Origin of the sequence: Stenotrophomonas sp. TWI169 (genome assembly GCF_039674705.1) — a bacterium.
Lineage (GTDB): Bacteria > Pseudomonadota > Gammaproteobacteria > Xanthomonadales > Xanthomonadaceae > Stenotrophomonas > Stenotrophomonas maltophilia_P.
Genome location: NZ_JBDJOB010000002.1, coordinates 114,081 through 134,285 on the forward strand (window position 1 = coordinate 114,081; position 20,205 = coordinate 134,285).

Sequence of the window (20,205 nt, forward strand, 5' to 3'; positions counted from 1 at the left end):
CGGCGTGTGTGAATGGGACTTGAGACACCGGTCGATCGCGTACAGACGGTAGTCACAGTTTCTGGTTCGCCAGGCATGGCCCGGCGAGCGTCATCGCAGGCCATCTACGTCGAGGATGAGGGCCATCCGGCCATCACCGATCAGCGTCGCACCGGCGTAGCCGCGCAGGCCGCGCAGGGCCTTCGGCAATGGCTTGATGACCACTTCCTCGCGCCCACGGACCTGGTCCACGACCAGGCCGAAGCGCGCCTCGCCGGCCTGCAGCACCACGATGGTGAGCAGCGCCGAGGCGGCGGGCGTCACATCCAGCCACTGGCGCAGATCGACCAGCGGCAGGGTGTGCGAGCGACGATCCAGCACCGCCCGGCCATCGAACCAGCCCAGCGAGGTGCGCGGTGCATGCAGCACTTCCATCACGCGCGCCAGCGGCAGCGCATAGACGTCCTCGCCGGCCTGCACCAGCAGGGTTGGCAGGATCGCCAGGGTCAGCGGCACGCGGATCAGGAAACGGCTGCCCCGGCCCAGTTCCGACTGGATCTGGATCTGCCCACTGAGCTCGCGGATGCGCGACTGCACCACATCCATGCCGACGCCGCGGCCGGAGATGTCGGTCACCTGCTGCTTGGTGGAGAAGCCGGGCAGAAACACCAGGTGCAGACATTCCTCGCTGCTCAGCCGGGCCGCCGCCTCCGGGTCGATCAAGCCCTTTTCGCGTGCTTTCGCGCGCAGTTTTTCCGGATCGATGCCGGCGCCATCGTCCTGCACCTCGATGCTGACGTAGTCGCCTTCCTGCTGGGCCGACAGACGCACGTGGCCCATGCGTGGTTTGCCCTGTGCTTCGCGCAGATCGGGCATCTCCACACCATGGTCGATGGCGTTGCGGACCAGGTGCACCAGCGGGTCGGCCAGGGCCTCGACCAGGTTGCGGTCAAGCTCGGTTTCGGCGCCGACCAGCTCCAGGTCCACTTCCTTCTTCAGCGAGCGGGCAACATCGCGGGCGACCTTGGGGAAGCGCGAGAACACCTTGCCGACCGGTTGCATGCGCGTGCGCATCACTGCCGACTGCAGGCGCGCGGTGGCGATGTCCAGGGTCGACACGGCGCGGTCCAGTTCCTCGTCGCGCAGGCGCGCACGCAGGGTCTTGAGCCGGTTGCGCGACAGCACCAGCTCGCCGATCAGGTTGACGATCGCATCCAGCCGCTTGGTATCCACGCGCACGGTGTGCTCGGCCTCGGCCACCGGCTTGTTGGCCGCGGGCTTGGCAGCGGCGGCCGCGGGGCGCGGTGCGGGCAGTGCAGGCGCCGCCGCCGCCGGGGCAGCCACGGGTTTCGCGCCAGGGGCGGCGCCGCCGTGCAGTTGGTCAAGCAGGGCTTCGAACTCATCCTCGCTGATCAGGCCATCGTCGGCCTTGGCCGGCGTCGCCACCGCGGTGGGGGCGTTGCTGCCGTGCAGCTGATCGAGCAGGGCCTCGAACTCGTCGTCGGTGATCAGGTCACCGGCACCGGGTGCGGCCGCTGCGGGAGCGGCGGCGGCCGGCGCAGCAGTGCCGTGCACGTCGAACTGGGCGATCAGGTCCGGCGGGGCATAGCCGGGTTCGTTGCCGGAAGACACGGCATCCAGCATCGATTGCAGGTAGTCCAGGGATTGCTGTGCGGCATCGAAGTGATGCGGCTGCAGCACCGCCTGGCCAGCGCGGGCGGCGCCCAGTGCCTCTTCGGCGGCATGGCACAGCTCGACCATGGCGGTGATGCCGAGGAAGCCGGCGCCGCCCTTGAGCGTGTGATAGCCACGGAACACGGCGTTGAGCTGGTCGGCGTCCTGCGGCGCCTGTTCCAGCGACACCAGCTGTTCGCCGAGGCGATCCAGGATTTCCTGTGCCTCGATGATGAAATCGGCGGTGATGTCGTCGGATACCGCGCTCATGCTTACAGTCCCAGGTCCGACAACAGGTCGTCGGCGTCGTTCTGAGAGACCGCGTGGCGGTCCAGTCCCTTCAGTGCCGGTCCGGCCAGCGCCGGATCGGTGCGATGCTGCTCCGGTGGCAGGCCCAGCGCGCCAAAGCCTTCGTGCACGCGGCGGACGATGCCGACCACGCGACGGATGATCTGTCCGGTCAGGTCCTGATAGCTCTGGGTCAGGGCAATCTCGGTCAGGTTGTGGCGGATGCGTTCCAGCTGCGCATCCTGCCCCGGCTGCAGGCCTTCGGCGCGCAGCTGTTCGGTGAGGCTGCGGCACTCTTCGGCCAGGTCCAGGGTGCGGTGCGTGGCCTGTTCGGTCATCGCCACCACATGGTCCAGGCGCGCGCAGGCGTCGTCCAGCTCGCCCGCCTCGCTGGGGACGGTCGGCAGTTCGCCCAGGGCCTGGCCCAGTTCGCGGGCCAGCCGTGACAGGCCGCTCATCATCGGCTGCGTGCGTGCGGCCACCAGGGCATCGATGCGCTGGCGCCAGGCGCTCTCGTCGCCGGATTCGAGCGCGTCGAGGGCTTCCTGCAGGCGCAGGGCGAGGGCGTTCTTGTCGACCGTGGCGTCCATCAGGCGCTGGCCGCCAGGCGTTCGAAGATCTTGCCCAGTTTCTCTTCCAGCGTCTGCGCGGTGAACGGCTTGATGATGTAGCCGTTCACGCCGCTCTGCGCCGCTTCGATGATCTGCTCGCGCTTGGCCTCGGCGGTGACCATCAGGACCGGCAGGGTCTTGAGCTTGGCATCGGCGCGGATCGCCTTGAGCAGTTCGATGCCGGTCATCACCGGCATGTTCCAGTCGGTGACCACGAAGTCGAACGGCTGGCTCTGCAGCATCGACAGTGCGGCATGCCCGTCCTCGGCTTCGGCGGTGTTGGTGAAGCCCAGATCGCCCAGCAGATTCTTGACGATGCGGCGCATGGTCGAGAAGTCGTCGACGATCAGGATGCGCATGTTCTTGTTCAAAGCGGAGTTCCTTTGTTGTTCAGTCGCCCGCGGTGGCCGTGGCCGCCGCAGGCATGTTCATTCTTCAAGCCCGGCATCCGCGGCCTCGAAGATCTTCAGCCGGCCGCGCAGGCGCAGCACGGCCTGGCCGTGGATCTGGCAGACGCGCGATTCGCTCACGCCGAGAACCGCGCCGATCTCCTTCAGGTTCAGCTCCTGCTCGTAGTACAGCGAGAGCACCAGCTGTTCGCGTTCGGGCAGATGGCCGATGGCCTTGCCCAGTTCGCGGCCGAATTCGCCACGTTCCAGGACCTGCTGCGGTGTCGGTCCGCCCTGGGCGACGGTGTCCAGTTCGCCCTGGTCTTCGATGCGCGATTCCAGGCTCAGCACCTGGCCGCGCGAGGCATCCTCCATCAGCCGCAGGTATTCGGGCAGTGGCATGTCCATGGCCGCCGCCACCTCGGTGGCACTGGCTGCACGGCCCGTGGTCTGCTCCAGGCGGCGGATGGTGGCGGCCGCATCGCGGGCGCGCCGATGCACCGAGCGCGGTACCCAGTCGCCACGGCGGATCTCGTCGATCATCGAGCCGCGGATGCGGATCGAGGCATAGGTCTCGAACGAGGCACCCTGGTCGGCGTCGTAGCTGCGCGAGGCTTCGATCAGGCCCATCATGCCGGCCTGGATCAGGTCGTCCACTTCGACGCTGGCCGGCAGGCGTGCGGCCAGGTGATGGGCGATGCGCCGCACCAGGTCCGAGTGCTGGGCGATGACCTCGGTCGCCGCCGAGCGCTGGACTTCCCTGTACTGGGCCGCGCCTTTCATGCTGCCACCCCGCGTTGCTTGAGGATGCGCTCGAGGAAGAATTCAACGCCACCGCGTGGCTCGGTGGGGGCCTGCCAGCGGGCGGTGCGACGGGCGATCTCGGTGATCGCCAGCGCCGCCGGGCTGGATGGATAGGCCTTCACCACCGGCTGCTGGCGCTGCACCGACAGGCGCAGCCAGTCATCCTGCGGCACGCAGCCCAGGTAGTTCAGCGAGACATCGGCAAGGAACTTCTCGCAGACCCGGGTCAGCTTTTCATACAGCACGCGGCCCTCGTTGGGGTCGCGCACCATGTTGGCCACCACCTGGATGCGGTCCACGCCGCGCTCGCGCGACAGCACCTTGATCAGTGCGTAGGCGTCTGTGATCGAGGCCGGTTCGTCGCAGACCACGACAACCGTGTCCTGTGCGGCCTGGCAGAAGGTCAGCACGCCGTCGGTGATTCCGGCGGCGGTGTCCACCACCATGATGTCCAGCTCGCGTTCCAGTTCGGAGAACACGTTCACCAGGCCGATGTGCTCGGCCGGGGCCAGCTCGGCCATGTGCCGCCGACCGGACGCGGCCGGCACCACCAGCACGCCGTTCGGACCTTCGACGATCACGTCTTCCAGCGAGCAGCGGCCGGCGACCAGATCCGCCAGGGTGTGGGTGGGATTCAGCCCCAGGATCACGTCGATGTTGGCCAGGCCCAGGTCGGCGTCGAGCAGCAGCGTGCGCTTACCCATGCCGGCCAGCGCCACGGCCAGGTTGGCCGAGACGTTGGTCTTGCCGACGCCGCCCTTGCCGCCGGTCACGGCGATGGTGCGCACAGGGCCGAGCGGCTCGCTGCGGGTGGCCGACAGCGGGAAGGTCTTGGTCAGCTTGGCGTACTCACGCGACGGCATGGTTCAACTCCGGGTTGCAGGGCATATCGGCCGCTCGGCGCAAATCTTCAAGGCGAAGTACGAGATTGGCCGCGCTGGCCCGGTGCAGGTCGTCCGGAACGTCCTGGCCATCGGTCACCCAGGTGATCGGCAGCGCGTGGTCTACCGCCACTGACAGGGCGTTGCCGAAGCGGCCGGTCTCATCCAGCTTGCTCAGTACCAGGCCCTGCAGGTTGGCCGCGCCGAAGCGGCGCACGACCTCGTCCATGTCGCCAAAGCTGGTATTGGCCGGCAGCACCAGCAGAGTGCGGACCTGGCGGGCGGCACGCAGCCACTGCAGCTGCGCGGCCAGGGCGCGGTCACGCGGGCCCAGGCCGGCGGTATCGATCAGCACCAGCTTGTAGTCCTTCAGCCGCTCCAGCAGCTGGTCCAGGTCGGTACCGCTGTTGGCTTCATGCACCGCGATGCCGAGCTGGCGGCCATAGCCGTACAGCTGCTCGCGGGCACCGATGCGCAGCGTGTCGGTGGTGACCAGGGCCACATCGCGCGGCGCGTGCTTCTCGGCGAAGCGCGAGGCGAGCTTGGCGATGGTGGTGGTCTTGCCGGCCCCGGTCGGACCGACCAGAGCGATCACGCCGCCTTCTTCCAGCGGATCGACCGGCGCGATCGGCAGCCTGCGCGAGATCAGGCCCAGCATCAGCCCTCGGCCCCGGTGGGCTTCGGTTTCCAGCGGTATCTGCATGGCCACATCGCGGGCCAGCCCGGCATCGAATCCGTACTCGTCCATCAGGTCCAGGGCGGTCGCCCGCACCGGGCAGCCGCGCAGGCGCTCGTCGGTGAAGCGGTTCATCTCGCGCTCGATGACCTGGCGCATGCCGGCCACTTCGTGGCGCAGCTGGCGGATCTCGGCATCGTCCTGTGCAACCACCGTCAGTACCGGCGCCGGGGCAAGGAGCGGCGCCGGGGCCGGCGCGGTCTCCGCTTCAGCGGCAGCGGCAGGGGCTGGCGTGGTCTCGGCAACGTCCTGCGCGTACGGCGGCTCGGGGTGCACGGACTCGGCCTGCGCAGTGGCCGCAGCGGTGATCGGCAGCGGCGGCGGCAGCACTGCCGGCGCGGGGGATGCGTGATGCTCGTCCTGCGGCGGGTCGATCAGGAAACGGGCGCGGTTGGCGGGCGCCGGTGCGGGAGCCACGACGGCGCTCGCGAACGGCGCGAAGATCTGCTCCGGCAGTGCCGGATCGTTGACGGTGGCACGCGCCAGGGTGGCAGCGAAGCCGGAACTGCCGCGGGTGGGCACGATCTCGTCCGCACTGTCCAGGGTGCGGCCGGTGGCACCGACGGCCGCGCGGGCGAGGGCGGCCACGGCCGATGTGGTGGCCGTCACCGGCTGCTGGGCAGGTGTCGCGGAGCGGCGACGGGTGACCGCGGCGATCACTGCATCCGCGGCGGTGCGCGGTTTCGGCGGCGGCGGAGCCACGTCGCGCCGCGAGGCTTCCAGCGCGCGTTGCACCGCGCTCTCGTCATAGTTGGCTGCGGAGACGATCTCGACGCCTTCCTCGATCCGGCGGTTGGACAGGATCACAGCATCGGGACCATGTTCCTTGCGCACCAGGTTCATGGCCGAGCGCATGTCGGCGGCGACGAATCGTTTGATTTTCATGCTGTGGTCACGGGACGGGGACGGCGGGGTGGTGGTGGGAGAACGCGGGTGGTCGGTGGTCTGCACGGAACGGGTTCCCCTTGGCATCTGTCTGTTGCGGTGGTTCGAAGGTGGTGTCTGTTTTCTGACGCATCGGTGGGCGGCGTCAGCTGATCGTTCCGACCAGCTTCAGGCGCTTGTCCTCCGGCACTTCGCTGTACGCCAGTACCGACAGCGACGGAACGCTGTGACGGACCAGGCGTGCCAACGCGGCACGTACCGGGCCGGGAACCAGCACGACCGCGGGCTCGTTGCGGGCTTCCTGCTTGCTGACACATTCGGCCAGACTCTGATGCAGTCGCTCGGCAAGCCCGGGTTCCAGCGCGGCGCCGTTGCCCTGCGTGGACTCCTGCAAGACGCGTTCCAATTGCGGGTTGAGGGTGAACACCGGCAGCTCCGCCGACATTCCGGCGATCTCCTGCACGATGAAGCGGCCGAGCGCGGTGCGCACTGCGGCGGTGAGCGTGGCCGGGTCCTGGCTGGACGGCGCGTGCTCCACCAGTGCTTCGGCGATCTTGCGCAGCTGGCGGATCGGAATGCGTTCCACCAGCAGGTTCTGCAGCACCCGCACCACGGCCGACAGCGGCAGCGCCTTGGGCGTCAGATCTTCGACGAGCTTGGGTGCGCTCTTGGCGAGGTTGGCCAGCAGGTGCTGCACCTCTTCGTGGCCCAGCAGCTCCGGCGCATGCTCGCGGATCAGGTGGGAAAGATGGGTGGCGACCACGGTGGCCGGGTCGACCACGGTGTAGCCCATGGTTTCGGCCTGGGCGCGCTGGTGCGGCTGGATCCAGGTAGCGTCCAGGCCGAAGGCGGGATCCTTGCCGGCGATGCCGTCCAGCGGGCCGAGCGCACTGCCGGGGTCCAGCGCCAGTTCGCGGTCGGGATGGATCTCGGCGGTTGCCACCGGCACGCCATGCACCAGCACGCGGTAGCCGTTGGCCGGCAGTTCCAGGTTGTCGCGGATGTGCACGGATGGAATCAGGAATCCCACGTCCTGGGTCAGCTTGCGCCGCACACCCTTGATGCGTGCCATGAGTTCGCCGCCCTGATTGCTGTCCACCAGCGGAATCAGCCGGTAACCGACCTCCAGCCCCAGCGGGTCGACCGGGCGCAGTTCGTCCCAGCTCAGTTCCGCGGTGGGGGCCGGCGCCGCCGGTCGGCCCAGCGCACTGACCGCGCCGGGGTCGCTGCCGGCAGCGTCGCTCGGGGCCGGTGCCTGTCCCTTCCGGTACAGCTTCCAGGCGATGAAGCCGAGAATGGAGGCAAGCGTCAGGAAAGCGACGTTGGGCATGCCGGGCACCAGGCCGACCAGGCCGATGATGCCGGCCGTGATGGCCAGGGCACGGTACTGGCCGAACACCTGGCCGGTCATCGCCTGTGCCATGTCCTGCGAGCGCGAGGCACGGGTGACCAGCATCGCCACTGCGCTGGAAACCAGCAGGGCCGGCAGCTGCGCCACCAGACCGTCACCGATGGACAGCAGGGTGTAGGTCGCAGCGGCATCGCCGAACGGCATGCCATGCTGCAGCACGCCCACGGCGAGGCCACCGAGCATGTTGATGAACAGGATCAGGATGCCGGCAATCGCATCACCCCGGATGAACTTGCTGGCGCCGTCCATCGCGCCATAGAAGTCGGCTTCCTCGCGGACCTCCTCGCGGCGCAGCTTGGCTTCTTCGCGCGTCAGCAGGCCGGCGTTGAGATCGGCATCGATGGCCATCTGCTTGCCGGGCATGGCGTCGAGGATGAAGCGTGCGGTCACTTCCGAGACGCGGCCGGCGCCCTTGGTGATGACCACGAAGTTGATGATGGTCAGGATGGCGAACACCACGATGCCGACCGCGTAGTTGCCGCCGATCACGAATTCACCGAACGCGGCGATGACCTTGCCGGCCGCGTCGTGGCCGTTCTGGCCGTTGAGCAGGATGACGCGGGTGGAGGCCACGTTCAGTGCCAGCCGCAGCATGGTGGTGACCAGCAGCACGATCGGGAAGATGGTGAAATCCAGCGGGCGCTTCACGTACACCACCGCCAGCAGCACCATCAGCGAGATGGCGATGTTGAAGGTGAACAGCGCATCGAGCACGGGCGCCGCCAGCGGCACCACCACCATCGCCAGCAGCGCCAGCACGATCAGCGGCGCGCCCAGCCCCTGGCGGATCATCTCCAGCACCCGGCGGGTGTTGAATCCGGACGAGGCCTGCGCGCTCATGCCCGGCCTCCCTTGCCGAATTCATCCACCTCGATGTGCGGGGCGCCCGGCATCGGGCCGGTGCGCCAGGCGCGCAGCTGGTAGACGTAGGACAGGACCTGGGCCACGGCCGAATACAGTCTCACGGGGATTTCCTTTCCGAGTTGGCCTTCCCGATACAAGGCGCGTGCCAAAGGCGGGGCGGAGACGATGGCGACCTTGTTGCCATCGGCGACTTCACGGATGCGCAGGGCGGTCTCGTCCACGCCCAGCGCCACCACGGTGGGCGCGTTCATGGCGCCGCCCTCGTACTTCAGGGCCACGGCGTAGTGGGTCGGGTTGACCACCACCACGTCCGCGGTGGGCACCGCTTCCATCATCCGGCGGTTGGCCATCTGCTGCTGCAGCTGGCGGATGCGGCCCTTCACCTCCGGGCTGCCTTCGCTTTCCTTCATTTCCCGCCGCAGTTCCTCGCGGGTCATCTTCAGCTTGCGCATCCAGTTCCAGCGCTGGTACGGCGCGTCGATCGCCGCCAGCACCAGCGTTGCCCCGGCGGTGGCCAGCAGCAGTCGCAGGGTGAAGCCCAGGCCATCGGTGATGGCGGTTTCCAGTGGGTGGTGGATCAACCCGCGCAGGGTGTCGAAGCCGCTCCACACCACCAGTCCGGCGGCGACGCCCACGAACGCCACGCGCAGCAGTGACTTGGTGAATTCAGCGATGGCTTCCGGCCCGTACAGACGTTTGAGGCCGGTCAGCGGGTTCAGCCGATTGATGTCGGGCATCATCGCTTTGGCCGACCAGCGCAATCCGCCCATCACCAGCGGGGCGACGAAGCTGGCCAGCAGGCAGACCAGCACCAGCGGGGTGATCACCAGCATGAACTGCAGCAGCAGGTCGCCAAAATGGCCGAACAGTTCCTTCGGGTTCTGCCGCAGCCCCTGCTCGGGACTCAACGCCTGTTTCATCCATTGCGTGGCACCACGGCCGATCGAGCCGCCCATGGCCATCACCGCCAGCACGCCGCCACCGAACACCGCGGCGGTCCCCAGTTCGCGGGAACGCGGCAGGTTGCCCTGTTCCCGGGCCTCGCGCAGGCGTTTTTCGGTGGGTTGTTCGGTCTTTTCGCCGGCGGATTCGTTCTCGGACATCACGGGCACTGCGGCAGGGGATGCCGGGCTGCCTGCAAGAACTGTTCCGCGGCGCGTGGTTCACCGCCGGGGCAACGCTCGACGCTAGCCGGGCAGGGCCGGCCGCAGCGGGATGCTCAGCGTGCTGTCGCTGTGCCAGTCCACCTGCAGGGGCTCACCGGCATCGGCGGCTGACTCGTCGCTGACATCGCGTCCGGTGCCGTGGTTCACCTGGTGCATGGCGTCCTTGAGCACGTCCACCTTCACCAGCAGCCGGCTGCCCGCGCCCACGCGGCGGGCGACCATGCGGGTGCGATCGAAGGGCAGGTCGGTCCATCGCCCCGGCACCAGCAGCTGCCGCGTGGTCGGGTCGCGTACGTGGCTGGCCCGGCCGACGTAGTAGGACAGCTGCATCCGGCGCCCATCGGGCAGCAGCTCGTACAGGGTGACCGTGAAGTCCATGTCGCGCTTGTTGATGCGGACCTTCAGATCGCCCGAGAAGCGTCCGATCAGGTCCATCGGTGCTGGGAAGGGCTCGGAGAGGAAGGTCAGTGCCGTGTCCGGCTCGTCCCCGGCGGCCACGATCGGGAACGGATAGTAGCCATGCCGGACCTCCGTGCGGTCAGCGAGGTCCACCGTCTGCCGCAGTGTTCCCGGCGTTGGCCGCTGTTCCTGCAACGGGTGATGGTCGCCCTCAGCGGCTGCCGACAGGTAGTACGTGCGGTGGCCGCCTGCAGCGGCATCAAGGGTGGCTGCATGCCCCCAGGTGTTGCTGCCCATCAGCTGGAAGTTGACCTGGTCGGCCAGAAGCGCCGGGCGCGGGGCACCGCGAAGTACGTGGTCCAGCCACTGGAAGGTCAGCGCAGGCGTATCGAACTGCGCGACCGGGTCCACCGTGTAGCCGCGCAGGTGCATCGGCTTGCTGGCGGCCTGGGCACCGCCGTGGTCGTACGGCCCGATCAGCAGGACATGATCGGCGTCCGGCCGGTAGCGCATGTGATCGGTGAAGTACTGCAACGCGGAAATCTGGCCGTCGTCGTAGTAGCCGGTAATGGTCAGTACCGGAATGCGGATGTCCCTGAAGTCTTCGGCGTACGGCACCATGGCCTGCCAGTAACCATCATAGGCCGGGTGGGCGAGCCAGCGCTGCAGCCAGCGATTGGGGGTGCCGTCGATCTGGTCGATCTGCCGGTACGGCCGGCCGGAGGCATACCAGCGGCCGGGCAGCTGTGACCACCGGTCCTGCTGCCCATAGGTGTCGGCATCCAGCATCGGGCCATTGGCCACGTAGAAGGCCCAGCCGTAGTTGGCGCTGAGGAATACGTTGTTCTCCATCGGCAGGCCCTGGCCCGGAATGGCAGCCACGTAGGGCACGATGGTCTTCAGTGCCGGATGGTGATGGCGCGCTGCCGCCCATGCGGTGAATCCTTCATAGCTGCCGCCATACATGGCGACCCGACCGTCGCTCCAGGGCTGGCGGCTGACCCAGTCGATCGCGGCATTGGCGTCCACCCCGTCGTGTTCGTAGGGGGCGATGGTGCCGGTACCCTGACCTTTTCCGCGTGCGTCGACCACGATGCCGGCGTAGCCGTGGGCTGCGGCCAGCAGCATCTTCAGACGGTTTTTGGGCGGGTCGGTGTAGATGGTGAACAGCATGGCCGTCGGCAGCGGCGCGGACGCGCTGCGGGGCCGTGCCAGCTGTGCGGACAGCACCACCCCTTCGGCCACGGGGATACGCAATCCGCTGTCGATCACGAAGCGGCGTTGCTGTTCTGCGTCAAGCAGTGCAGGGGCGAGTGCCGCAGCCAGGGTCTGCGCGCGCAACACAGCCTGCAGGCGCACCAGCTCCAGCGCGGCTGACTGCGGCACGGTGGCGGCATCGGCCTGTGCCGCAAGCGCCTGCGTCAGCTGCGCCTGTACCGCAGCGGGAGGCAAGGCAAGCGCTGCATCGGCCTGCACGGCGGCAACATCATCCAGGCCAGCAAAGGCCGAATGGAAGGCGCGCGAATACGCTTCCGCATCCCGCGCGCCAGTGCTTGCCAGCAGCATCGGCATCCAGCGCTGGGCCGCCGCGCCATCGCCGGCAGCGGCCAGCATCGCGCGCAGCTTCTCGATCATGGCGCGTGCCTCGGCGTAGCGACCCGTGGCCAGCAGCGCGTGGCAGCGCTGTGCATCGGTCAGCGTTGCCGACTGCAACAGCTCCGTACCCAGCGCCTGCAGTGCCGTATCCACCTGTGCTGGCGGCGCATCGCGGGGCAGCGACCACCGCAGATCGCTGGCGGCCACGCCGGTGCAGGTGAGCGCCAGCAGCAGGCCAGCAAGAAGAGTGCGTAAGGTCACGGGGTGTTCCTTGCAATGGCGGGCGCGTGGCCATCATACGGTGGGTGGCCGCCCGCCGCGGAGAGTCCGACGTTACCCCGGCGGGGCCGGTGGGGGCGGGGTCTGCGCCAGCTCCACCCGTGGCCGCGGCAGGTCGTGCAGTTGCATGAAACGGCCCGCATCGACCGGGCGGCCGAGCAGGTAGCCCTGCAGGTAATCGCACCCCAGCCGCTCAAGGTAGGCACGCTGGGCAGCCGTTTCCACGCCCTCGGCAACAATGTCCATGTCCAGTGCATGGCCCAGCGCCACGATCGCCGATACGATCACCACGTCCTCCGCGCTGTGTTCGAGATCGCGCACGAAGGCGTGGTCGATCTTGATCTCGGTGGCCGGCAGGCGCTTGAGGTACAGCAGACTGGAGTAGCCGGTGCCGAAATCGTCGATGGAGATGCCGACCCCCAGCACCGACAACGCCTGCAGCAGCCGCAAACTGGTGTCGGTGTCGCGCATCACGGTGCTTTCGGTGATCTCCAGCACCAGGTTGCGCGGCGTGATGCGATGCCGCTCGATCACGTCGCGCACATCGCGCAGCAGGTGCGGCGAGCTGAACTGGACCGGCGACAGGTTGACCGATATCGACCAGCCCTCGTGGCCGGCGTCGTGCCAGTGCCGCAGTTGCAGGCACGCCTGGTCCAGCGCCCAGCGGCCGATCTCGTTGATCGCGCCGCTGCGCTCGGCCAGGCGGATGAAGCGATCCGGTGGAATAAGGCCCTGTTCCGGATGACGCCAGCGGATCAGCGCCTCGGCGCCGGCGACCTTCTGGGTGGCCACGCGGATCTTCGGCTGGTAGTGCAGGAACAGCTGTTCGCTGCCGATCGCCCGGCGCAGGTCGGCCAGCAGGCGGAACTGCTGTTCGGCGCTGTCGTTCATCCAATCCGCGAACAGGACAAAGGAGTTTCGGCCGGATTCCTTGGCCTGGTACATCGCAGCGTCGGCGAAGGCCATCAGCTGGCGTTCGCTGGCGGCGTGGTCGGGGCAGATGGCGATGCCGATGCTGGCAGTCACCTGCAGCTCGTTGTCGGGCAGCAGCGGGCCGCCTCCCACCGCCTGCAGGATGCGCCGGGCCAGGGTCGGCAGGTCCTCGTCATGGTCGATGCGCACCACCAGCACGAACTCGTCGCCGCCGAGCCGCGCCAACAGGTCGTTCGGCCGCAGCAGCTGGCGGGTGCGCTCGGCGACGGCCACCAGCAGGGCATCGCCGGCCTGGTGGCCATAGGCATCGTTGACCTGCTTGAAGCCATCCAGGTCCATGAACATCACCGCGAAGCGGCTGCCGCCCTGTTCGGCTTCGGCCAGTGACTGCACGATGCGCCGTTGCAGCAGCAGCCTGTTCGGAAGGCGGGTCAAGGGGTCGTGCAGCGCGGCCTGGGTCAATTCCTCCTGCGCATCCGTCAGCGAGGTGCTCAGCATCGCGTTGCGAAGGCGCAGCAGCTGCGCTTCCACCCGCTGGTCCAGCCAGGACACCACCAGCACCACCGCCAGGATCGCGACGGTCAGCACCACCACCAGCATCGCCAGCCAGGTGCTCTGCAGGCCATCGCCCACTGCAGCGCCGCAGATGCTGCCCTGTGGAAAGCGTGCGGCGGCCATGCCGGTGTAGTGCATGCCCACGATGGCCAGACCGAGCAGGCCGGCGGCGGCCAGCCGGTCACCGACCCGGGTGCGCTGCGCGCGCAGGCGGAAGGCGACGTAGAGGGCGGTCCAGGATGCAGCGACCGCAACCAGCAGCGACAGCAGCAGCCAGCCCGTGTGGTAGTCGATGCCGGGTTGCATGCGCATCGCGGCCATGCCGACGTAATGCATGCCGGCGATGCCGGTGCCCATCAGCAAGGCGCCCCCTGCCAGGCGTGGATGTGGCAGGGTGGGCAGCGAGACCAGCCAGAGCGCGAACACCGACGAGGCGATGGCCAGGGCGAGCGACAGCAGGGTGATCGGCAGGTCGTACCCCAGCGGAATGGGCAGGTCGAAGGCCAGCATGCCGATGAAGTGCATCGACCAGATGCCCAGGCCCATCGCGAAGCCGCCACCGAGCCGCCACCACCAGGTCGCGCCCCTGCCGGGTGCCGTGACCGTGCGTCCGGCCATCGCCAATGCCGTGTAGGAAGCCATCACGGCCACCAACAGCGAGACTGCCACCAGCCATGCGTTGTACGTGCCTACCAGCATTCGTCAGTCTCCCGGACCTGCCTGTCGACGGAAACTACGGTGGGGCATGCATGTGGCAGGCAGCCAGAAGCGGCCGCCAGGTGCGGCATCCCCCCGGTTGCCGCGTATTCACTCTAACGCGCGTCCCCGGGGGGACGGCAAGCAGCAAAGCGTGATGGAAGCGTCAGTGTGTGACCGCGTCCGCAGCCTGGAACGCCGCATCGAACAGTCGTTGCACCGGGGGGCCCATTTCGCCGGCCAGCAGGACCAGCAGGAACAGGCCCAGCAGCAGCGACACCGGCAGGCCGAGCTGGATCGGATTGAGCGCAGGTGCCGCACGGGCGAGCACGCCGAACGCCAGGTTCACCGCCAGCATCGCCACCGTCAACGGAATGGCCAGTGTCAGCGCACCGCGCAGCACGGTCAGCAGGAATGTCGGGGCGATGCTGAAGAACGCGTGCGGATCGGGCAGCGGCGCACCGATCGGCAGTGCCCGGTAGCTGTCCACGACCAGCGAGATCAGCGCGAGGTGGCCGTTCGCGGTGAAGAACAGCAGGCCGAACAACAGGTAGAACCACTGCCCGATCACGCCGGAGGTGCCGCCGCGCAGGGGGTCGCTCATCTGCGCGAACGCCAGGCCGGTGCCCTGTGCCACCAGTTCGCCGGCCATCGCGCCAGCTTCGAACACCAGCCGCAGCAGGAAGCCGATGGCCACGCCGATGGCCAGCTCACGGGCGATGGTCAGCACGGTGGCCGCATCGAAGCCGGTCCACTCCGGCACGGGCGGCAGCAGCGGGGCGAGCGCGATGGCGAGGGTACCGGCCAGTACCACGCGGATCCGCGCCGGCACCGCACGGGTGCCGACCATGGGCATGGCCATGGCTACCGCGCCGATGCGCAGCATCGTCCACAGCACGGTGCCGATCATGCCGAAGGCCTGCAGGCCGTCGGCAGCCATCTGGGTGGCGGCATCCATCGCGGTGCGCGTCCTAGCCGATCAGGTGCGGAATGCGCTGGAACAGCAGCGTGGTGTATTCGACCAGATGGCCGATCAGCAGGCTGCCCAGGGCGAACAGCACGGCGGTCAACGCTGCCGCTTTGGCGACGAAGGCGATGGTGGGCTCATTGAGCTGGGTCGCGGCCTGCACGACACCGACCACCACACCTACCACCAGTACGGTCAGCAGCAGCGGGCCAGCCACCCACAGTACGGCAATCAGGCCGCCACGCAGTTCGGTCAGGGCAAGTTCGGGAGACATCGTCTTTCCATCGGTAGCGCCGGGTCCTGCCCGGCGGTGGTCAATGCGGCCGCCGGCAATGGCTGGCGGCCCCTGCAATCACGCCGGTCCGGGTCACGCCGGATTGAAGCTGGCCGCCAGCGTTCCCACCGTCAGCACCCAGCCGTCGACGAGCACGAACAGCAGGATCTTGAACGGTGCCGAGACCAGCATCGGCGACAGCATCATCATGCCCATCGACATCAGCACGCTGGCCACGACCAGATCGATGATCACGAACGGGATGAAGATCAGGAAACCGATCTCGAAGGCGGTCTTCAGTTCGCTGGTCACGAACGAGGCGACCAGGACCGGGAACGGGATCGCATCCGGGCTGGCGTAGGTGCCGTGCCCGGCGATGCCGGCGAAGGTCATCAGGTCGGTCTCGCGGATCTGCGCCAGCATGAAGCCGCGCAGCGGCTGGGTGGTCAGTGTCCACGCGGTCTGGAAGTCGATCTGGCCGTTGAGGTAGGGCGCCATTCCGCTGCTCCACGCCTTGTCCCAGGTCGGCATCATCACCATCGCGGTGAGGAACAGGGCCAGGCCCAGCAGCACCTGGTTGGACGGGGTCTGGCCGGTGCCCAGTGCCTGCCGCAGCAGGCCCAGCACGATGATGATGCGGGTGAACGAGGTCAGCACCAGCAGCATCGACGGGATCAGGGTGATCGCCGTCATCAGCAGCAGTGTCTGCAGCGGCAGGCTGACCGGCTGGCCACCGATCCTGCCCACGTTGACATCCGGCAGTGGCGTGGTCGGAGCAGCGCCCGGCGCGGCAAAGGCGAGCGCGGGCAGCAGGCACAGGGCAATCAGCAGCAGCCACGCGATCAGGGTAGCTGGACGGGTACGGATGACACGCATGTCAGGGGTCCTTGCGCAGCCGCTGCTGCAGCAGCTGGGCGAAATTCGGCAGGTTCTTCAGGTCCGGCACGCGCACCGGCGCGGGCGGCGGCAGCGGTTCGGAAAGGGTGTGCAGGGCGTTGATGCTGCCGGCGGTGACGCCCAGCAGCAGTTGTTGGCCGTTGACCTCCACCACCACGACGCGTTCCTTGGCGCCGACGCTGAGGCTGGCCACCAGCTTCATGCCGTCGGCCGGGCGGAAGCCGCTGCCGGGCAGGCGCTTGAGCAGCCAGCCCAGGCCGACCACCAGGGCCAGCACGGCCAGCAGCGCCAGCACGGCGCCGAACAGGCCCGGTGCCGAGGCCGCGTGCTGGCCGACCGGGGCGGCGGCCTTGCCGACGCCCAGCAGGGTGGATGCCAGCAGGCTCAACGCAGTCTCCGGATGCGTTCGCTCGGGCTGACCACATCGGTCAGGCGCACGCCGAAGCGGTCATTGATCACCACGACCTCGCCATGTGCGATCAGGGTGCCGTTGACGAATACGTCGAGCGATTCACCGGCGCCACGCTCCAGCTCCACCACCGAACCCTGGTTGAGCTGCAGCAGGTTGCGGATTGGCAGGCGGGCGCGGCCGACTTCCAGCGACAGGGTCACCGGCACGTCGAGGATCACGTCCAGATTCAGATCGACCCCGGAGGCCTCGTCGGCGTGCAGGGTGCCGAACTGGGCCGGAGTCGGTTCGAGGGCGTCGGTATCGTTCATTGCGGGTCTTCCTGGATGACGGGTACGCGCGGGCGGGTGCCCGGCGGATGGGTAGCAGTGATCTTCACGGCATTCATGCCGTTGGCGATGCCGAATTCGCCGGTGAACACCGGGATGTTCTCCACGCACAGCGGCACCTGCGGGCTCAGCTCGATCGGCAGGATGTCGCCGACCTTCAACCGGGTCAGGTCACGCAGGGTCATGCGCTTGCTGGCCAGCACGCTGGACAGGGTCACTTCGGCGATGTTGAGCTGCTCGCGCAGGGTCTGGCCCCAGCTTTCGTCGCGGTCGTTGCGATCGCTCTGGATGCCGGCATCGAGCAGCTCCCGGATCGGTTCGAGCATCGAGTACGGCAGGGTGACGTGGATGTCGCCGCCACCGCCGTCGAGCTCGACATGCAGGCGGCACACCACCACGTATTCGCGCGGGGTCACGATGTTGGCGAAGTGCGGGTTGATCTCCGAGTTGATGTACTCGAACTCCACGTCCATCACCGGTGCCCACGCTTCGCGCAGGTCGGCGAAGGTCTGCTTCAGCAGCAGATGGATCACGCGCATCTCGGTGGCGGTGAACTCGCGGCCTTCGATCCGGGTGGGGTAGCGCCCGTCGCCGCCGAAGAAGTTGTCGACGATGGCGAACACCAGGGTCGGCTCGAACACGATCAGGCCGGTGCCGCGCAGTGGCTTGAAACGGATCAGGTTCAGGTTGGTCGGCACATACAGCGAATGCATGTAGTCGTTGAACTTGATCAGCTCGATGCCGCGCACCGACAGTTCGGCCGAGCGCCGGATCAGGTTGAACAGGCCGATGCGCCACAGGCGCGCAAAGCGCTCGTGGACCATTTCCAGCGTCGGCATACGGCCGCGGATGATGCGGTCCTGGCTGGCGAAGTCGTATGAACGCGCTTCGCCGGAGGGCGGCTCCGGGTCGGTCTCGACCGCGCCGCTGTCCACGCCGTGGAGCAGGGCATCGATCTCGTCCTGGGACAGCAGATCATTCATCGGTGGGCCCTTACTGGGTCACGAAGCTGGTGAACAGCAGATCGTCGGCACCATTGCTGCCGGTCTCGGCCTTGAGCACCTTCTGCACCTCGGCCAGCGAATCGGCCTGCAGCTTCTTCTTGCCGGCGATATCGGCAATCTGTGCCGGCTCGACCTGCGAGAACAGCATCAGCAGTCGTGCACGCAGGGCCGGGGCGTGGGTCTTGATCGCCTCCAGCGCGGCCGGATCACGGGTCATCAGCTGCACTTCCAGCTGCAGGTAGCGCGGGCCGTCGATGGGACCATTGAGGTTGACCACGAACGCGGGCTCCAGCGCGAAGTACTGCGCCGGTGCCGGCGTGGCGTTCTTCTTCTTCGGCGCCTGGCTGGTCTTTTCTTCCTGCGTGGACTGGGTGAAGAACCACACGCCGCCACCGGCGGCAGCGGCAGCCAGTACGGCCACCAGCGCGGTGATCAGGATCGGACTGCGCGGCGTGCGGGCCTTGTCCTTTTCGACGTTCTTCTTGGTTTTGTCAGCGGCTGCGGCCACGAGGTGAAGCTCCTGAGGGTTGCTTCACCGGGATATGCAAGGGGTGTGCCGATGCACCGGGAGCAGGGTGCGACGGAATTCCGTCGGCAGGGCCTGCGTAGGTCGCGCACTGTCAGGCGTAGGCGTCCAGCAGGCCACGCTGGCGGATCAACGGGGTGGCCGGCAGGCTGGCATCACCCCGCGTCGGTTCTCCGTCACCCCGACCTGCCTCCTGCCCGGCCTGGCCGGCAGGTGCGCCACCGCTGCCCGGCTGATGGCCGACATCGGCGTGGGCCAGCTGGAAGCCTTGTTCGCCCAGCAGTTCACGCAGGCGTGGCAGGCTGCTTTCCAGCGCCTGGCGGACATCCACGTGCGGGCTGCTGAAACTGGCGTGGACCTTGTCACCGTTGAGCTGCAGGCGTACGTCCACCGGCCCCAGATCGTCCGGGCTCAGTCGGATGTGGGCGTGGCCGATCTTCTGGTCGGCCAGCCAGCCCAGGCGGGCGCCGATGGCCTGGTCGAATCCATCGTCGCCAAGCACCGGCTTCGGCGTCGGTTCACCGTTGAAGACCGCGTTGCTGGACAGCGCTGCCTTCAGATCCTGCAGTGCGGCGGGCAGGGGCGCCTGCAGGGGTGCAGGCGGGGCACGATCACCCTGCAACGTGCTGTCGGTGTCACCGCTGCGCTCCAGCGCGGCGTCGCCCGTCGGCAGGACAGGCAGGGACAGTGCGCCGTCCTCGCCATCGACGCCCGTGGCGGGTGACTGCACCACGGCGGCAGGCGACGCGGCAACCGGCGATGGGGGGGCGGTGGTCGCCGCCAGGGCCGGAGGCGCTGTGCCCGTTGCGGACGGTGGGACGCTGGCCGCAGGGTCGGCGGGCAGTGGGGTGGCCAGCACCAGCCCGGCCAGTCCAAATGGAGGCCAGGGCGCTTCGTCGGTTTCCGTCGTCGCGTCCTGGTCGGTCGCAGCCTTGCCGGCCGGTGGCGCAGCGGCCTCGCCCGTAGCCTGCTCGCTGGCGGGGGGCCGCACGCTGGCGGCGTCATCGCTGCCGGTGGCCGCAACGCCGGTCGGCGCGGGGCTGTCCGCGGGCGGGACGGGCGCACCGCCCTGCAGCAGCTGACCGAAGTCCTTGCCGCCTTCGCTGCGTGCCGTGCGCGACGGGCTGCTGCCCACGCCGGGCGGAGTGGCCGTCGTGCTGCTGCCCGAAAGCGCGGAGGGCGTCACGAACGGCCTCCGGTGTCTGTGCCGTCCTGGTCCTCGGCCTGCGCCAGGCGGGAGCGGCGCGCGCCGATGTCATCCATCTCGCGCTGGTCGCGGCGGTCTGTCACCACCTTTTCCTGTGCGCGATAGCTGGCGGCCAGCTGCTCCAGCACCGCCTTGTCGCGGCTGGCCAGGATCAGGCGCGCGCGTTCGGCTTCGACCTTCTCGCGGTTGCCGTCGACGGTGCGCTGCTGTTGCTCCACCGCACTGTCGAGGCGGTCAAGGAACGCACGCCGGTTCAACAGCTGGGCGGGACTGGTCGCGGCCATCTGTGCGTTGGCGTACTCCTCGGCATAACGTCGCAGTTCGTCCAGACGCGACAGGTGAGTGTCGAGAAGGCGCTGGCGCTCGGCCAGGTCGCGGGCGACCGCATCTTCATGTTCCTGCGCCCGCCTCAGCAGAGGGTCGATACGCTTGGATTGGTTCATCGC

Annotated in this window: 19 protein-coding genes; all 19 read right to left on the reverse strand. The window is 68.2% G+C overall.

From position 1 onward, the window contains the following. Positions 1-90: 90 nt before the first annotated feature. Complete coding sequence (locus ABE543_RS02220) at positions 91-1,923, reverse strand: chemotaxis protein CheA (protein ID WP_346475234.1); 1,833 nt, start codon at positions 1,921-1,923, stop codon at positions 91-93. A gap of 2 nt (positions 1,924-1,925) precedes the next feature. Further along, entirely contained in the window at positions 1,926-2,531 is a 606-nt protein-coding gene (locus ABE543_RS02225) for a protein phosphatase CheZ (protein WP_053520062.1), read from the reverse strand. Further along, positions 2,531-2,923 (reverse strand): chemotaxis response regulator CheY, encoded by a 393-nt coding sequence (gene cheY, locus ABE543_RS02230; protein ID WP_053520063.1) that lies wholly within the window; start codon positions 2,921-2,923, stop codon positions 2,531-2,533. The genes ABE543_RS02225 and cheY overlap by 1 nt, the downstream gene beginning before the upstream one ends. Before the next feature lie 57 nt (positions 2,924-2,980). Continuing rightward, entirely contained in the window at positions 2,981-3,724 is a 744-nt protein-coding gene (locus ABE543_RS02235) for an RNA polymerase sigma factor FliA (protein ID WP_053520064.1), read from the reverse strand. After that, positions 3,721-4,608, reverse strand: coding sequence for a MinD/ParA family protein (locus tag ABE543_RS02240; protein ID WP_053520065.1), 888 nt, complete (start codon positions 4,606-4,608; stop codon positions 3,721-3,723). Before ABE543_RS02240 ends, ABE543_RS02235 begins: the two co-directional genes overlap by 4 nt. Continuing rightward, positions 4,595-6,247 (reverse strand): flagellar biosynthesis protein FlhF, encoded by a 1,653-nt coding sequence (gene flhF / locus ABE543_RS02245; RefSeq protein ID WP_346475235.1) that lies wholly within the window; start codon positions 6,245-6,247, stop codon positions 4,595-4,597. The genes ABE543_RS02240 and flhF overlap by 14 nt, the downstream gene beginning before the upstream one ends. A 145-nt stretch (positions 6,248-6,392) precedes the next feature. Beyond that, positions 6,393-8,498, reverse strand: coding sequence for a flagellar biosynthesis protein FlhA (gene flhA / locus ABE543_RS02250; RefSeq protein ID WP_346475236.1), 2,106 nt, complete (start codon positions 8,496-8,498; stop codon positions 6,393-6,395). After that, entirely contained in the window at positions 8,495-9,625 is a 1,131-nt protein-coding gene (gene flhB / locus ABE543_RS02255; RefSeq protein WP_346475237.1) for a flagellar biosynthesis protein FlhB, read from the reverse strand. Before flhB ends, flhA begins: the two co-directional genes overlap by 4 nt. 84 nt (positions 9,626-9,709) lie before the next feature. Then, entirely contained in the window at positions 9,710-11,944 is a 2,235-nt protein-coding gene (locus ABE543_RS02260) for a CocE/NonD family hydrolase (protein ID WP_346475238.1), read from the reverse strand. A 72-nt stretch (positions 11,945-12,016) separates the two neighbouring features. After that, on the reverse strand, positions 12,017-14,149 hold the full coding sequence (locus tag ABE543_RS02265) for a bifunctional diguanylate cyclase/phosphodiesterase (protein ID WP_111186092.1): 2,133 nt from the start codon (positions 14,147-14,149) through the stop codon (positions 12,017-12,019). A gap of 163 nt (positions 14,150-14,312) precedes the next feature. Continuing rightward, entirely contained in the window at positions 14,313-15,104 is a 792-nt protein-coding gene (gene fliR, locus ABE543_RS02270; protein WP_053519606.1) for a flagellar biosynthetic protein FliR, read from the reverse strand. A gap of 13 nt (positions 15,105-15,117) precedes the next feature. Further along, positions 15,118-15,387, reverse strand: coding sequence for a flagellar biosynthetic protein FliQ (locus ABE543_RS02275; protein ID WP_053519605.1), 270 nt, complete (start codon positions 15,385-15,387; stop codon positions 15,118-15,120). Between the two features lie 93 nt (positions 15,388-15,480). Beyond that, positions 15,481-16,263 carry a flagellar type III secretion system pore protein FliP gene (gene fliP, locus ABE543_RS02280; protein WP_053519604.1) on the reverse strand — a complete coding sequence of 261 codons (783 nt, stop codon included), beginning with the start codon at positions 16,261-16,263 and terminating at the stop codon, positions 15,481-15,483. Position 16,264: 1 nt separating this feature from the next. After that, complete coding sequence (fliO, locus tag ABE543_RS02285; protein WP_053519603.1) at positions 16,265-16,672, reverse strand: flagellar biosynthetic protein FliO; 408 nt, start codon at positions 16,670-16,672, stop codon at positions 16,265-16,267. Beyond that, positions 16,669-17,004 carry a flagellar motor switch protein FliN gene (fliN, locus tag ABE543_RS02290; RefSeq protein WP_053519602.1) on the reverse strand — a complete coding sequence of 112 codons (336 nt, stop codon included), beginning with the start codon at positions 17,002-17,004 and terminating at the stop codon, positions 16,669-16,671. Before fliN ends, fliO begins: the two co-directional genes overlap by 4 nt. Continuing rightward, a complete protein-coding gene (gene fliM / locus ABE543_RS02295; RefSeq protein WP_065176161.1) occupies positions 17,001-18,005 on the reverse strand; it encodes a flagellar motor switch protein FliM in 1,005 nt (334 codons plus the stop codon). The genes fliN and fliM overlap by 4 nt, the downstream gene beginning before the upstream one ends. A gap of 10 nt (positions 18,006-18,015) precedes the next feature. After that, complete coding sequence (locus ABE543_RS02300; RefSeq protein ID WP_053519600.1) at positions 18,016-18,534, reverse strand: flagellar basal body-associated FliL family protein; 519 nt, start codon at positions 18,532-18,534, stop codon at positions 18,016-18,018. A gap of 112 nt (positions 18,535-18,646) precedes the next feature. Next, positions 18,647-19,738: a flagellar hook-length control protein FliK gene (locus tag ABE543_RS02305; RefSeq protein WP_346475239.1), complete on the reverse strand. Its 1,092-nt coding sequence runs from the start codon at positions 19,736-19,738 to the stop codon at positions 18,647-18,649. Then, positions 19,735-20,202, reverse strand: a complete 468-nt coding sequence (fliJ, locus tag ABE543_RS02310; protein WP_053519598.1) for a flagellar export protein FliJ — start codon at positions 20,200-20,202, stop codon at positions 19,735-19,737. Before fliJ ends, ABE543_RS02305 begins: the two co-directional genes overlap by 4 nt. Positions 20,203-20,205: the final 3 nt, after the last annotated feature.

Excerpts from the sequence above, each read along its gene's own strand:
- ABE543_RS02235 (WP_053520064.1), bottom strand. The coding sequence starts at position 3,724 with ATGAAAGGCGCGGCCCAGTACAGGGAAGTCCAGCGCTCGGCGGCGACC.
- ABE543_RS02265 (WP_111186092.1), bottom strand. The coding sequence starts at position 14,149 with ATGCTGGTAGGCACGTACAACGCATGGCTGGTGGCAGTCTCGCTGTTG.
- fliR (WP_053519606.1), bottom strand. The coding sequence starts at position 15,104 with ATGGATGCCGCCACCCAGATGGCTGCCGACGGCCTGCAGGCCTTCGGC.
- fliM (WP_065176161.1), bottom strand. The coding sequence starts at position 18,005 with ATGAATGATCTGCTGTCCCAGGACGAGATCGATGCCCTGCTCCACGGC.
- flhA (WP_346475236.1), bottom strand. The coding sequence starts at position 8,498 with ATGAGCGCGCAGGCCTCGTCCGGATTCAACACCCGCCGGGTGCTGGAG.
- flhB (WP_346475237.1), bottom strand. The coding sequence starts at position 9,625 with ATGTCCGAGAACGAATCCGCCGGCGAAAAGACCGAACAACCCACCGAA.
- flhF (WP_346475235.1), bottom strand. The coding sequence starts at position 6,247 with ATGAAAATCAAACGATTCGTCGCCGCCGACATGCGCTCGGCCATGAAC.
- fliJ (WP_053519598.1), bottom strand. The coding sequence starts at position 20,202 with ATGAACCAATCCAAGCGTATCGACCCTCTGCTGAGGCGGGCGCAGGAA.
- fliN (WP_053519602.1), bottom strand. The coding sequence starts at position 17,004 with ATGAACGATACCGACGCCCTCGAACCGACTCCGGCCCAGTTCGGCACC.
- ABE543_RS02225 (WP_053520062.1), bottom strand. The coding sequence starts at position 2,531 with ATGGACGCCACGGTCGACAAGAACGCCCTCGCCCTGCGCCTGCAGGAA.
- ABE543_RS02240 (WP_053520065.1), bottom strand. The coding sequence starts at position 4,608 with ATGCCGTCGCGTGAGTACGCCAAGCTGACCAAGACCTTCCCGCTGTCG.
- fliP (WP_053519604.1), bottom strand. The coding sequence starts at position 16,263 with ATGCGTGTCATCCGTACCCGTCCAGCTACCCTGATCGCGTGGCTGCTG.
- ABE543_RS02220 (WP_346475234.1), bottom strand. The coding sequence starts at position 1,923 with ATGAGCGCGGTATCCGACGACATCACCGCCGATTTCATCATCGAGGCA.
- ABE543_RS02275 (WP_053519605.1), bottom strand. The coding sequence starts at position 15,387 with ATGTCTCCCGAACTTGCCCTGACCGAACTGCGTGGCGGCCTGATTGCC.